This is a genomic window from Micromonospora sp. 15K316, from assembly GCF_004348525.1.
Classification (GTDB): domain Bacteria; phylum Actinomycetota; class Actinomycetes; order Mycobacteriales; family Micromonosporaceae; genus Micromonospora.
In genome coordinates this window covers 1-13,056 of sequence record NZ_SMKG01000020.1, presented here as the reverse complement: position 1 = coordinate 13,056, position 13,056 = coordinate 1, and the positions used below count along the sequence as shown (strand labels likewise).

Here is a 13,056-nt window from a genome sequence, read left to right as displayed (position 1 = left end):
GATCATGACGAGCAGCGAGCAGCGACTGGCCGCGATCCGGGGCGGCGTCCCGCCGCGGCGGCACAACGCCCGGACGATCGCCGCGCTGACCGGCAACCCGGGCTGCACCCGTCGGGCCGTGCTGGACGGCGCCGGGGTGGACAAGACCGGGCTGGCCGACCGGATCGGTTTCCCCGCCCGGTTCGGCCAGTCCCGGTTCGCGATCACCCGGGGCAACGCCTTCGAGGCGCAGGTCAAGGCCGACGGCGGCGTCGAGCTGCTCCGGCTGGTCGCCGAGCGGCTCGGTGTCGAGCCCGGCGACCGAGCCGACTGGACCGATCTCGGCGCCGCCGACGACCTCCCCGACCGGCACACCCGGTCACGCGAGCTGCTGACGGCCGCCGTGCCCACCGGCCCGCGCCAGCCGGCCGCGCTCTTCGACCACCCGCTGCTCAGCCTGGAGGTCGCCGGCCGGCGGGTACACCTCGAACCGGACCTGGTCGCCGCCCGGCTGGCCGGCCGGCTCCACGTCGTGGAGATCAAGTCCTTTCCGGTGATCGACGGTCAGGCCGACCCGGCGAAGGTCTCGGCCGCCGCGACCCAGTCCGCCGTGTACGTGCTGGCGCTGCGCGAGCTGCTCGCCGCCGCCGGGCACGACCCCGAACTGGTGTCGCACGACGTGGTGCTGATCTGCCCGCGTGACTTCGCCAACCAGCCGGTGGCGAGCCTGCTCGACGTACGCAAGCAGCTGCTGGTGCTGCGCCGCCAGCTGGCCCGGATGGACCGCCTCGACGACCTGCTCGCCGCGGTGCCGGCGGATTTCACCGCCGACCTGGCCACCGACCCGGCGACGCTGACCGCCGCGCTGTCCCGTGTCGAGGCCCGCTACGCGCCGGAGTGCCTGGCCAGCTGCGAGCTGGCGTACTTCTGCCGGCACGAGGCCCGCGGTCGGACGGGTGCGATGGGCCGGCCGGTCCGGGAGGCGCTCGGCGGGCTCGGCACGGTGACGGAGGTGGTGGCGCTCGCCTCCGGTGAACGCACCCCCGAGCCGGAGCAGGCGGAGGCCGCCGCGCTGCTGCGCGCCGCGGCCCGGTTGCGCGCCGACGCCCTCGGCGCCCCGGCATGAGTACGCTGCGCGCGCTCGCGAAGGCGCAGGCCGTCACCAGCGGGGTGGCCCAGCCGGTGGCCACCGTACGCCACATCCACCTGCACGAACGTCCACTGGTGCTGGTGCCGCTCGCGCTGGCCGGTGAGGCGAACGCCCCGCTCGCCGCCCTCGTCGGTGCGGCACCGGACGAGGCGAGGCTGCTGGTCGTGCCGCAGCCCCGCAACCGGAGCCAACGCTTCGCGTTCGCCGCCGAGCTGGCCTCGGTCGTGCTGCCGTACCTGGACGCGCACCGGGGGGTGAGCGAGGCGGTGGCTGTCGACCGGGGCCGGGACGTCCGCCACCGGTACGTCGACGCGCCGCAACTGCTGGTGCCGAACCCGGCCGGGATCACCTTCCTGCGGCTGCTCGGCCGGTCGACCCGGTTCCGCCGCCCGGACGGCGACTATCCGGTGCACCCGTCGGTGCCGCTGCTCGGACGCTGGCTGACGTTCCTCGCCGAGCGGGCCGAACATCCGGGCTCGTCGGCGCTGCTGGCGATGACCGACGCGCTGACCCTGCACTGGGCGACCGGGCAGAGCGCCGTCGAGGACCTGCACCTGCCGGCGCTGCTCGGCTGGATCGACCCGCCGGACGGGCTCACCGGCGCCGAGGCGGCCGCGCGGGCCGAGGACCCGTCGACGCATCCGCCCGCCGGGCCGGCCACCGATCCGGACTTCGACAACCGCCGGCTCAGCCCGGCGATCGAGGCGTACGCGGCGACGGAGGACGACCCGGCGGCGCGCGCCGAGGCGTACGCGGAGCTCGAAGCGCTGCTGCGCGACCAGCTCGCGCCCACCTGGGAGCTGATGTGGCGTGGCGTGGGTCTGCTGCGCGGGCTGCCGCCCGGCGCCCGGGTCGAGGGGCGCTGGGCCGGCGACCGGGACGCGTTCACCGCGCACGCCGAGCACGTCGACTCGGGCGGCGGCCCGCAGCCCCGGCGGGACGGGGCGGTGGCCGCGGCGGTCCGGCTGCACCGGCTGGAGCGGGCCCTCACCTCGTACGCGGTGCAGCGCGCCTACGACGATCCGCTGGTGATGGCCGAGCACCGGCTCGCCGGTGAGGCGTTCGTCGGCGACGTGACGCTGGCCGACCCGAAGCGCGTCGACGACGGCGGGAAGCGTCCGGTGCTCCGTCCCCGGATCCAGCTGGTCACCACCGAGGCGGTGCTGGTGCCGGTCGGGGCGACGCTCTACAGTCCGGCCCGGCCGTCGCAGAAGGCCCGGGTGGTCTTCGTGACCCCGGGCGCGGACGGCAAGACCGACGTCGTGCTGGAACTCTCCGGGGGGATGGGGCGCGGGCTCACCGCGCCGCCGGGCAGCGTACCCGAGGTGGGGGAGCGGCTCTGCTACACCACGTTGTCCGACGCCTACCTGCCGTCGGGGGCGTTCCCCGCGCCGGAGGAGACGCCGTGGACCCACGGCGGCCCGCCCGGCGCGGCGGCTGCCTCCGCCGAACCGCCCGCCACTGACGGTGACCCCACCGAGGAGTGGGCCTGACCCGGGGCAGGCGTCCCGGTGGCCGGGCACCGCGCTGTCGAGCCGCCCCCGATCCGGGGCGGAACCGCTTACCGGCCGCCACGGGTGTCGGGAACCCACCAGTCGGCCGCTGGCGGGTCCACCCGGACGCTGGCTAGGCTTTTCGCGTTTGCCGGGGCGGTCCGCGCCGAAGTAGGGGCCCGCACGGGAGGGAGCCGGAGCGAGCGTGCCGCCGCAGGACATGGAGCCGGCCACGGCTGCCCACCCCCGTCCGGCCCGCCGACGTCACGTCGGGCTGCTGGTAACGGTCGGTGGCGTACTGCTGTTGACGATCTGGTTGGCGGCGGCGCTGCCGGGTGCGGCCCAGGCCGGTGGCCTCGGCGCGCTGCTGGTCTCCGGCTGGGCGGCGGTGGCCTGCGCGGGTGCGGCCCGCCGGCACCCGGCCTCGCTGCGTCGATTCTGGACGTTGCTCGCCGCCACGATGGGGCTCGCCGCGCTCGGCCAGGCGTTCGGGGCGGTGCGGCGGCTCACCGGCGACGAGCTGCCGTACACCCCGCTCGTCGCGGCGGTCTTCACCGCCGGGATCGTCACCGGCACGGCCGCGCTGCTCTTCGTGCCCACCGCCCCGCGCGGCCGGGTCGGCCGGGCCCGCATCCTGCTGGACGGGGTGATCGTCGGGCTCGCCCTGGTGCCCGTCGGCTGGGTGCTGGTCTTCCACGATCTCGCCGCGGCGGACCTCGCCGACCCGGTCCACACCCTCGGGCTGCTCTACCCGGTGCTCGACCTGGTGCAGCTGACCGTCCTGGTGGCGGTGGTCGGCACGACACGGCCGCGCTGGCGACCGATGACCGCGCTGGCCGGCAGCCTGGCGGCCCGGGTCCTGGCCGACACCGCGTACGTCGCGCTCCTCGCCCGGGGCGAGTACGCCGCCGGCCACCTCGTCGACCTCTGCTGGTCGGTGAGCTACCTGCTGATCGTCGTCGCCACCCGCTACCCGGCCCCGCCGCCCCGCGCCGACCCGGAGGACACGGCCGACGCCCCGCTGCCGCCGTGGTGGCAGGTGGCCCTGCCGTACCTGCCCGTGGGCGGGGCGATAGTGGCGGTGGTGCTGGCCCGGCAGCCGACCGGCCAGACCCCGCACCTGGTGTTCGTGTGCATGATGGCGCTGCTCGCCGCCCTGGCCGTACGTCAGGGGCTGGCCGCCACCCAGAACCTGCGGCTGGTGGCCCGGCTGCGCACGCTCGCCTACACCGACCAGCTCACCGGGCTGCCGAACCGGCTGATGTTCACCCGGCGGCTACGACGAGCGCTGCGCGCCGAGGGGCCGGTGGCGGTGCTGATGCTCGACCTGGACGGGTTCAAGCAGGTCAACGACCGGTTCGGGCACGCCGCCGGGGACAGCCTGCTGACCAGCCTGGCGGCGCGGATGCGCGAAGCCGTGGCCGGCGACGGTGTCATCGCCCGGCTCGGCGGGGACGAGTTCGCCGTCCTTGTCGACGCGCGCTCGGTGCCGCCGGAGCGGCTGGCCGAGCGGCTGCTCGACGCGCTGCAACCCTCCGACGGGGAGGAGCACGCGGGGGTGCACCCGTCGGCGAGCATCGGCATCGCCGAGTACGGCCCGCAGCACACCTCCCACACCGACCTGCTCCGCGACGCCGACATCGCCATGTACGCGGCGAAGGCGGCGGGGAAGTCGGCGTACCGGGTCTGCACTCCGGAGCTGCGTGAGGCGGCGGTGTCCCGGGCGGAGCTGATCGCCGACCTGCGCCGGGCGGTCGACGAGGGCCAGCTGCACCTGGAGTTCCATCCGATCGTGGACCTGGCCACCGGGGCGGTGCGCAGCGCGGAGGCGCTGGTCCGCTGGCGGCATCCCCGGCTCGGGCTGCTCAGCCCGGCCCGGTTCCTGCCGCTGGCCGAGGAGACCGGGCTGATCGTGCAGATCGACCGGTGGGTGATCCACGAGGCGTGCCGGGCGGCCGCCGCCTGGCGGGACCGGCCGGCCGAGGCCACCGTCGCGGTGAACATCGCCGCCGCCCACCTGCGCCGGCCGGACCTGATCGCCACGGTCACCGCGGCCACCGCGGCGGCCGGGTTGGCGCCCCGGACGCTCACCCTGGAGCTGACCGAGTCGGCGCTGATCGACGGCAGCGAGGCGGTGCTGGAGCGGCTGCGGCAGCTGCGTGAGCTGGGCATCCGGATCGCCATCGACGACTTCGGCACCGGCTACTCGTCGCTGAGCTACCTGCACCGCATCCCGGCCACCGAGTTGAAGATCGACCGCTCGTTCGTGGCCCGGCTCGACCTCGACGACGACCGGGCCTACGCCACGGTGGAGATGGTGACCCGCCTCGCCGGGGCGTTCGACCTGTCGGTGGTGGCCGAGGGGGTGGAGACCGAGCGGCAGCACGACGCGGTCGCCGCGATCGGCTGCGTACACGGGCAGGGTTACCGGTACGGCCGCCCGGGTGGACTGATGCAGTTGAATTTGGCCAGGATTCGATGAACGACCTGACGAGATGCCACCGGCCGCCGTCGGCGGCAGCTGCCCGGCGGATGTGAGGGATCGCGAGTGGTGCTGCGTAGCGTGACAGTGACGGTCCACTTCAATCCGGACCGCTCGATGCGGCTGGTCGTCGCCGGGCCAGACGGTCCGGTCGACGCCGGTGTCGCCCGGCGTTCGGCCGACCTCGGACGCCTGGCCCAGGCTGCGGCGACCGCCGAGTACGGGCCCGGCCCGATCGAGGTGGCCGTGCTCGTCGATCGGCCGCCGTGGCTCGAGGAAGGCATGATCGTCCGGCCGGATGCGTCGGTCGCCGACCCGACCGAGAAGTCGACACACCCGTTCGCCCAGATCGTCGGCTTCCTGCCGGTGGGCGGCGTTCTCGTCGTGCACCCCGAGTCCGGGGCCGCCGTGTATGCGCCCGAGGACCTCGTGGTCTGCGATCCTGGATCGATCGGCTCCGACATCGTCGAGGCGATCGTCGGCCGTACCGGCGTCGCAGCGGCTTGACCCTCACGTAACGGCAGGTGGAAGCCTGGTCCCCGGAAGGGAGGGAGCCATGGCGTACACGGTGGGTCAGGTGGCGAAGCTTGCCGGCGTGACGGTGCGGACGCTGCACCACTACGACGAGATCGGCCTGCTCTCGCCGGGCGGGCGCAGCTCGACCGGCTACCGGCGCTACGACGACGCCGACCTGGAGCGGCTGCAACTCATCCGCTACTACCGGGAGCTGGGGTTCCCGCTGGATCAGATCGCCGGGATCCTCGACGACCCGACGGCCGACCCGGCCGCGCACCTGCGCCGTCAGCACGAGCTGCTCTCGGTGCGGATCAAGCGGTTGCAGGAGATGGTCACGGCGATCGAGTTCGCGTTGGAGGCGAGGAAGGTGGACATCCGGCTGACCCCGGAGGAGCGGTTCGAGGTCTTCGGGGACTTCGACCCGGAGGCGCACGCCGAGGAGGCGGAGCAGCGGTGGGGCGGCAGTGAGGCGTACGCGGAGTCGAACCGGCGGGTGTCCCGGTACGGCAAGGACGACTGGCTGCGGATCAAGCAGGAGAACGAGGAGTGGGGGCGGCGGATCGTGGCGGTGATGTCCTCCGGCGCCCCGGCGGACGGCCCCGAGGCGATGGAGCTGGCCGAGGAGCACCGGCAGATCATCGGCCGCTGGTTCTACGACTGCTCGTACGAGATCCACACCGGCCTGGCCGACCTGTACCTGGCCGACGAGCGGTTCACCGCGCACTACGAGAGCATCGCGCCCGGGTTGACCGCGTACCTGAGCGAGGCGATCCACGCCAACGCGATCAGCCGCGCCTGACGCGGCCCGGCCCGGCGCACCCCGAGGGGGGTGCCCGCCGGGCCGGGCCGGTTCACTGCTCGCTGGTGGCGGGTGGCGGCTCGATGAGGTAGTCGTAGACGGTGCGGGCTAGCCGCCGTACGGTCTCGTCGCCGCCGGCCATCGGGCCGGAGGTGAGGAACGCGACCGCGACCTGCGAGCCGGGGATCAGGTAGTAGCCGACGTCGTGCGAGGCGTCCGGCAGGTCACCGGTTTTGTGCGCGACGGGGACGCCGGGCGGCAGCGCGGCCGGGATCTTGGTGTTCAGGGTCTGCTCGGCCATGAAGCCGATCATCAGGTCGCGGGTGGCCGGGGTGAGGATCTGCGCGTCCCAGACGGCGCCGAGGAGCGCGACCACGTCGTCCGGGCTGGTGTAGTTCTCCTCGCCGCGCATGGCGGCCTCGGTGTCGAGCATCTTGCGGGCCAGGATGGTCTCCCGCTGGTTCATCGAGTCGGTCAGGTCGTTGACCGGCGCGAAGCCGCCGAAGTAGTCGATCAGCACGTTCGCGGCCGTGTTGTCGCTGTACTTGATCATGTATTCGGCGAGCCGGTACAGGGTGACGACCTGCGGGAAGGTCTCGTGCTGAAGCTCGCCGGTGCCGTCGACGACCTGGGCCGGGGTGACCAGCACCCCCTTGTCCAGGGAGACCTGGCCGCAGTCGACCCGGCGCAGCAGCTCGACCAGGATCCACAGCTTGATCACGCTGGCGGCCTTCGGGCGGAACGCGCCGTTGACCGCGATCTGCTGGTCGCCGTACCGGCCGGAGAGGTCTCGCACGGCCACCCCGGCCGGGTTGGCGGTGGAGGCGTCCACGACCTGCTGGAGCTGCCCGGTGAGGGGGAGCAGCCGGCGGCCGGCGGCCGGGTCGGTGGGCGGCTGCGGCTCGGTGACCACCTCGCCGACCAGCCCGTCCGGCTCGGCCCCGGGCCGGGTCACCTCGACGATGCCCCGGGTGCGGCCGACCAGCGGCACGTCGTAGGCGTAGGTCGTCCCGTCGACGGTGACCTCGCCGCTGGCCATCCGGCCGTGCACCCGCATGTCCGGGTCGGGGATCCGGCCGGTGTCGCCGTCGCAGGCCCGGTAGCGGACGGTGCGCGTGTCGCTGTCGACGGAGAAGACCCCACCGGGGAAGGCCAGCCAGGCGAGGGTGCTGGCCGGTGGCCGCTGTTCCGGAGCCGGTTCCGAGGTGGGCCCGCCACCGTCGGCCGTGGCCGCCCCGCTGGGCAGCAGGGCGAGGGTGACGCCGGTGGCGGCCAGCTTCGTGAGGCGTACCCGCCACGACGGCCGCCGGGAAGATGAGACCTTCTTGTCGGTTTTCTTCACGTTCGTACGATAAGAAGTGCGAGCGGTCGTGGACGGCGACAGTCACGCTGTCACTCGTTCGGTACGTCGTGACCGGGACGGGCCCGCCGGTCACATCGGAGGCGGGGCGGGGGTGGGCTCCGGCGGCAGGCCGGGCGCCAGCCGGCGCAGCGAGGTGAAGGTGGGCACCAGCGCGTCGTAGAGCTCGGCGAAGAGCGGCAGGAGCGTCGCGTAGGTGGCGGCGGCGGCCGGATCGGGCCGGATGATCTCCTCGATCCGGACCAGGTCGGCCGCCACGTCGATGGACGGGATCAGCCCGAGCGCCTGCATGCCGAGCAGCGCCGCGCCGAAGCTCGACCCCTCGTGCTCCGCCGGGAAGGCCACCGACACCCCGAGCGCGTCGGCGAGGATCTGCCGCCACAGCCCGCTGCGGGCGAAGCCGCCGCTGGCCCGAACCTCGCGCACCTCGTTGCCGGCGGAGCGCACCGAGGCGAGCACCAGCGCGAGCTGCTGGCAGACGCCCTCGATGGCGGACCGGATGAGATGTTCCCGGCGGTGCCCGTGGGTCAGCCCCACGTACGCGCCGCGGGGCAGCGCGCTCCAGTGCGGCGCGCGCTCGCTGAGCAGGTACGGCAGCATGATGAGCCCGCCGGAGCCGACCGGTGCGCGGGCGGCGAGGGCGACCAGCTCGTCCGCGGCGCGCGCACCGAGGTCCGGGGCGAGCGCGTCGCCGGCCCAGTCCAGCACGATGCCCCCGTTGTTGATCGCCCCGCCGACCACCCAGCGCTCCTCGGTGAGCGCGTAGCAGAACACCCCGCCGAGTGGGTCGACGCCCGGACGCTCCACCATGACCCGCATCGCGCCGCTGGTGCCGATCGAGCAAGCCACCATGCCCGGGTGCACCGCCCCGAGCCCCAGGTTGGCCAGCGGTCCGTCGCCCGCGCCGACCACGACGGGGGTGCGCTCGGGCAGCCCGGTGGCGGCCGCCGCGTCGGCGGTGAGCCGGGGCAGCACGGTGGTGGTGGAGACCAGTTGCGGCAGCTTCTGCGCGCCGATGCCGGCGATCGCGAGCGCCTCGGTGTCCCAGTCCAGCCGGTAGATGTCCATCAGGCCGGTGCCGGAGGCGATCGAGTGGTCCGTGACCAGCATCCCGCAGAGCCGCAGCAGCACCCAGTCCTTGATCCCCACCCAGTGGGCGACCTCCGCGAAGAGCGCCGGCTGCTGCTCGGCGAACCAGAGCAGCTTCGGCAGCGGGGCCATCGGGTGGATCGGAGTGCCGGTGCGCCGGTGCAGGGCGAGCCCGGAGGGGACGGCGCGCAGCCGCTCCGCCTGCCGGCTGGCGCGCGAGTCGGCCCAGGTGATCGACGGGGTGAGCAGGTCGCCGTCGCCGTCGAGCCCGATCAGGCTGTGCATCGCGCTGCTGAACGAGAGGCCGGCCACCGGGCGGTCCAGCTCGGCCAGCGTGGCGCGGATCGAGGTGACGACCGCGTCGAGGATGCGTTGCGGGTCCTGCTCGGCGTATCCCGGCTGCGGTTCGCCCAGCGGGTAGCCGGCCGAGTTGGTGGCGAGCTGCCGGCCGGTCGTGTCGTAGGCGACGGCCTTGGTGCTGGTGGTGCCGATGTCGACGCCGATCACCACCGGCGGTGAGCCGCCCGACCCGGCCATCGCCGTCCACCTCCTCGCCGCCGGCCGTCCGGCTGCCGCTGACGTTACCGAGGCGCGGGCCGTCACGGTGGGCGATCACCGCTGGTCAGAGCGGGTGCCGGTCGGAGGCTGGTTGACCGTTCGCCGGCGTGGGGCTGTACGCCGGCCCGGCAGGCGACCAGAATGAGCGATCATCATCGATGCCCCTCGGGCGGTGAGGTTCGGGGGCGCCACGGGGGAGGATCCGATGAGACGTCCCGCAGTACGCCTCGGCGCGGCGGTGGCCGTCCTGGGGCTGGCCGTCACCGGGCTCGGTGCCGGGCCGGCCGGCGCGCACCAGCGCGACGGCGGCTACTCGGCCGAGATCCGCCGGGCCTCGTACGGGGTGCCGCACATCACGGCGGCGAACTTCGCGAGTCTCGGCTTCGGTGTCGGCTACGTGCAGGCCGAGGACAATCTCTGCGTCATCGCCGACACGGCGGTGACGGTCAACGGGGAACGGTCCCGGTGGTTCGGGGCGAGCGGCCCCACCGACGCGAACGTTCGCAGTGACCTGTTCTACCGCAAGATGGTCGAGGACCGGACGGTCGAGCGGATGCTCGCCGGCCGGCGCGACGGGGTGCACTCGCCCTCGGACGAGATCCGCGACCTGGTCCGTGGCTTCGCCGCCGGCTACAACTCCTACCTGCGCAAGGTCGGCGTGGCGAGGCTGACCGACCCGGCGTGCCGGGGCAAGGGTTGGGTGCGTCCCCTCACCGAACTGGACGTGTGGCGCACCACCTGGGCCAGCATGGTCCGGGCCGGCTCGGCGGCGATGCTGGACGGGATCGTCGCGGCGGCGCCGCCGGGCGCCACCGGAGCGGCGGCCGTGCAGGACGCGCCGGGTGCGGCGGCGGTGGTCGCCGCCGTCGACGGCACGACCGGCGGGATCGGCAGCAACGCGTACGGGCTGGGCGAGGCGGCCACCGCCGACCGGGGTGGGATGGTGCTCGCCAACCCGCACTTCCCGTGGGACGGCGCGGACCGCTTCTACCGGATGCACCTGAAGGTGCCCGGCCGGTACGACGTCGAGGGCGCGTCGCTGATCGGCGACCCGATCGTCGAGATCGGACACAACGGAAAGATCGCCTGGAGCCACACCGTCTCGACGGCGCGCCGCTACGTCTGGCACCAGCTCGCGCTCGTCCCCGGCGACCCCACCTCGTACTACCTCGACGGCGAGCCGCGGAAGATGACCACCCGCAGCGTCACCGTCCGGATGCCCGGCCCGGACGGCCGGCTCGTGCCGGTCAGCCGGGTCTTCCACGACACCCACCATGGGCCGGTCGTGGTGGTGCCCGGCAGGTTCGACTGGACGACCAGCACCGCGTACGCCATCACCGACGTCAACGCCGGCAACAACCGGGCCTTCGACGGCTGGCTCCAGATGGGCCGGGCCTCGACCGTACGGGAGCTGACCCGGGTGCTCGACCGCTACCAGTTCCTGCCGTGGGTGAACGTGATCGCCGCCGACGCCCGCGGCGAGGCGCTCTACGCCGATCACTCGGTGATCCCCCGGGTCACCGACGCGCTCGCCGCCACCTGCATCCCCGCCGCGTTCCGGTCGATGTACGCCGGCAGCGGCCAGGCGGTGCTCGACGGTTCGCGCTCGGCGTGCGCGCTCGGCGCCGACCGGGACGCCGCGGTGCCGGGCATCTTCGGGCCGGCGAACCTGCCGGTGCGCTTCCGCACCGACTACGTGACCAACTCCAACGACAGCTACTGGCTGGCGAACCCGAAGGCGCCGCTCGAGGGTTACCCGCGGATCATCGGCGACGAGGGCACCCCGCGTAGCCTGCGTACCCGGCTCGGGTTGGACCAGGTACGGCAGCGGCTGGCCGGCACCGACGGGCTGCCCGGCCGGGGGTTCACCGCCGAGCGGTTGTGGCGGACGGTCTTCGGCAACCGGGTCTACGGCGGGGAGCTGGTCCGCGACGACCTGGTGGCGCTCTGCACGGCGCAGCCCACCGCGACCGCCTCCGACGGTACGACTGTGGACCTGCGCGCCGCCTGCACCGCTCTGCGGCGCTGGGACCTGCACGCCGACCTGGACAGCCGAGGCGCGCACCTCTTCACCGAGTTCGCCCTGGCCGGGGGCCTGCGCTTCGCCGACGCCTTCTCGGCCGCCGACCCGGTACGCACCCCGAAGCGGCTGGCCACCGCCGATCCGCGGGTGCTCACCGCGCTCGCCGACGCCGTGCGCGGCCTGGCCGGCATTCCGCTCGACGCCCGGCTCGGCGACGTGCAGGCCGAACCGCGCGGCGACCGGCGGATCCCGATCCACGGCGGGCGTGCCGAGGCCGGGATCTTCAACATGATCGTCAACAACCGGGTGCCGGGCGTCGGCTACCCGAAGGTGGTCCACGGCTCGTCGTTCGTGATGGCCGTCGAGCTGGGCCGCGACGGCCCGTCCGGGCGGCAGATCCTCACCTACTCGCAGTCGACCAACCCGAATTCGCCCTGGTACGCGGATCAGACCGAGCTCTACTCGCGGAAGGGGTGGGACACGGTCAAGTTCACGGAGGCGCAGATCAAGGCTGACCCGAACCTGCGCAGTTACCGGGTGGGGGAGGGCCGCCGGCGCTGACGTGCCGACGTGACGCGCCCGCCGGTCCACCTCGGATCGGCGGCGCGGCGCGTCTGCGGCGCCGCTGTCGCGCGACACGCCCGACCGAAATCCGCTTGTGATGCAAAACCGCCCTATCGTCCAAGTTGGTCCACCGATCGGGTATTTACGCCGTGTTGCCGGGTCCGGGCCGAACGCCGGTGGAGTTAACACGTGTGACACCCCGATTGGTGGCCTGCGCGGCGAAGGAGTCGGCATGGCAAGGACTGATTCGACGGGTTCCACCTGGCGGTACCGCTGGGCGCACCGGCAGAACGAGCGCCGGCACCAGACGTACCGCAGCGCCGAGGCCGCCTGGCGGCGGCGCAACGACGAACTGTGCCGGCTCCGCGCGCTCGCCGCCGACTTCCAGGGCTCCGCGGCCGCCGGCATGGGCCTGCCGCTCGAACTCGCCTCGGACGAGGTGGTCCTCTGGGTGTGGCCGGCCGTGCAACTGGTCGAGGTGCGGCACGGCGCCGTGCTGCCCGCGCCGGACCTGACCGTCGGCCCCGAGGTGACACCGCTGCGCCCGCGCCGCCCGGACGGGGTGCGGGTCGCCGACGCCGGGATGGCCGTCATCACCAGCCGTCGCCTGGTGCTGCTCGGCGGGCGGGCCCGGCGCGACTGGGCGTACGGGAAGATGACAGGGCTCGCTCACGACCCGGCGGCTCCCGTCACGCTGATCCAGACGCTCGACCGTCGCCGTACCAGCGGGGTGCTGCTCCCCGCCGCGGCCGCGGCCGACTTCCGGTTCAAGCTGACCCTGGCCTTCGCCGACGCGATCGAGCAGCGCGACGCGGTGCGGGCGCAGCTCGACGAGCTGATCGCCGAGCACGCGGAGCTCAAGCCGTTCCGACCGGCCGTCGCCACGCCGGGGCAGGCGCGACTCTCCGGACTGGTGCCCGGTGGCCGGCGTACCGTCGCGGTCGCCGCTGCCATCGCCGTGCTGGTGCCCGCCGCGCTGATCGAGACGAGCCCGTCCGATCCGGGCGCGGAGGTGGCGATCGCGGCCACGCCCGGCCCCACCC

General features: G+C 74.0%; 9 protein-coding genes. 7 read left to right on the top strand and 2 right to left on the bottom strand.

From position 1 onward, the window contains the following. Positions 1-4: 4 nt before the first annotated feature. The 5 genes from E1211_RS07515 to E1211_RS07495 all read left to right on the top strand — a co-directional run bounded on the left by E1211_RS07515 (position 5) and on the right by E1211_RS07495 (position 6,419). The gene (locus tag E1211_RS07515; protein ID WP_132346814.1) at positions 5-1,105 is read left to right on the top strand and encodes a hypothetical protein; all 1,101 of its coding nucleotides are present in this window, start codon (positions 5-7) and stop codon (positions 1,103-1,105) included. Beyond that, positions 1,102-2,622 (top strand): hypothetical protein, encoded by a 1,521-nt coding sequence (locus E1211_RS07510; protein WP_132346812.1) that lies wholly within the window; start codon positions 1,102-1,104, stop codon positions 2,620-2,622. The genes E1211_RS07515 and E1211_RS07510 overlap by 4 nt, the downstream gene beginning before the upstream one ends. 205 nt (positions 2,623-2,827) lie before the next feature. Continuing rightward, on the top strand, positions 2,828-5,104 hold the full coding sequence (locus E1211_RS07505; RefSeq protein WP_243709401.1) for a bifunctional diguanylate cyclase/phosphodiesterase: 2,277 nt from the start codon (positions 2,828-2,830) through the stop codon (positions 5,102-5,104). A gap of 66 nt (positions 5,105-5,170) precedes the next feature. Then, on the top strand, positions 5,171-5,611 hold the full coding sequence (locus E1211_RS07500) for a hypothetical protein (protein ID WP_132346810.1): 441 nt from the start codon (positions 5,171-5,173) through the stop codon (positions 5,609-5,611). 49 nt (positions 5,612-5,660) lie between these two features. Next, positions 5,661-6,419, top strand: coding sequence for a MerR family transcriptional regulator (locus E1211_RS07495; protein WP_132346808.1), 759 nt, complete (start codon positions 5,661-5,663; stop codon positions 6,417-6,419). Positions 6,420-6,471: 52 nt separating this feature from the next. On the opposite strand, the gene E1211_RS07490 is transcribed toward E1211_RS07495, so the two are convergent. After that, positions 6,472-7,761 carry a serine hydrolase gene (locus E1211_RS07490; protein WP_132346806.1) on the bottom strand — a complete coding sequence of 430 codons (1,290 nt, stop codon included), beginning with the start codon at positions 7,759-7,761 and terminating at the stop codon, positions 6,472-6,474. 90 nt (positions 7,762-7,851) lie between these two features. Continuing rightward, complete coding sequence (locus E1211_RS07485; protein ID WP_132346804.1) at positions 7,852-9,405, bottom strand: gluconokinase; 1,554 nt, start codon at positions 9,403-9,405, stop codon at positions 7,852-7,854. Positions 9,406-9,631: 226 nt separating this feature from the next. On the opposite strand from E1211_RS07485, the gene E1211_RS07480 reads away from it, so the two are divergent. Both E1211_RS07480 and E1211_RS07475 read left to right on the top strand, forming a co-directional pair. Further along, entirely contained in the window at positions 9,632-12,010 is a 2,379-nt protein-coding gene (locus E1211_RS07480) for an acylase (RefSeq protein WP_132346802.1), read from the top strand. 235 nt (positions 12,011-12,245) lie between these two features. Continuing rightward, positions 12,246-13,056, top strand: an 811-nt coding sequence (locus E1211_RS07475) for a hypothetical protein (protein ID WP_132346800.1), incomplete at its 3' end; no start/stop codon positions are given.

Excerpts from the sequence above, each read along its gene's own strand:
- E1211_RS07495 (WP_132346808.1), top strand. The coding sequence starts at position 5,661 with ATGGCGTACACGGTGGGTCAGGTGGCGAAGCTTGCCGGCGTGACGGTG.
- E1211_RS07515 (WP_132346814.1), top strand. The coding sequence starts at position 5 with ATGACGAGCAGCGAGCAGCGACTGGCCGCGATCCGGGGCGGCGTCCCG.
- E1211_RS07480 (WP_132346802.1), top strand. The coding sequence starts at position 9,632 with ATGAGACGTCCCGCAGTACGCCTCGGCGCGGCGGTGGCCGTCCTGGGG.
- E1211_RS07510 (WP_132346812.1), top strand. The coding sequence starts at position 1,102 with ATGAGTACGCTGCGCGCGCTCGCGAAGGCGCAGGCCGTCACCAGCGGG.
- E1211_RS07485 (WP_132346804.1), bottom strand. The coding sequence starts at position 9,405 with ATGGCCGGGTCGGGCGGCTCACCGCCGGTGGTGATCGGCGTCGACATC.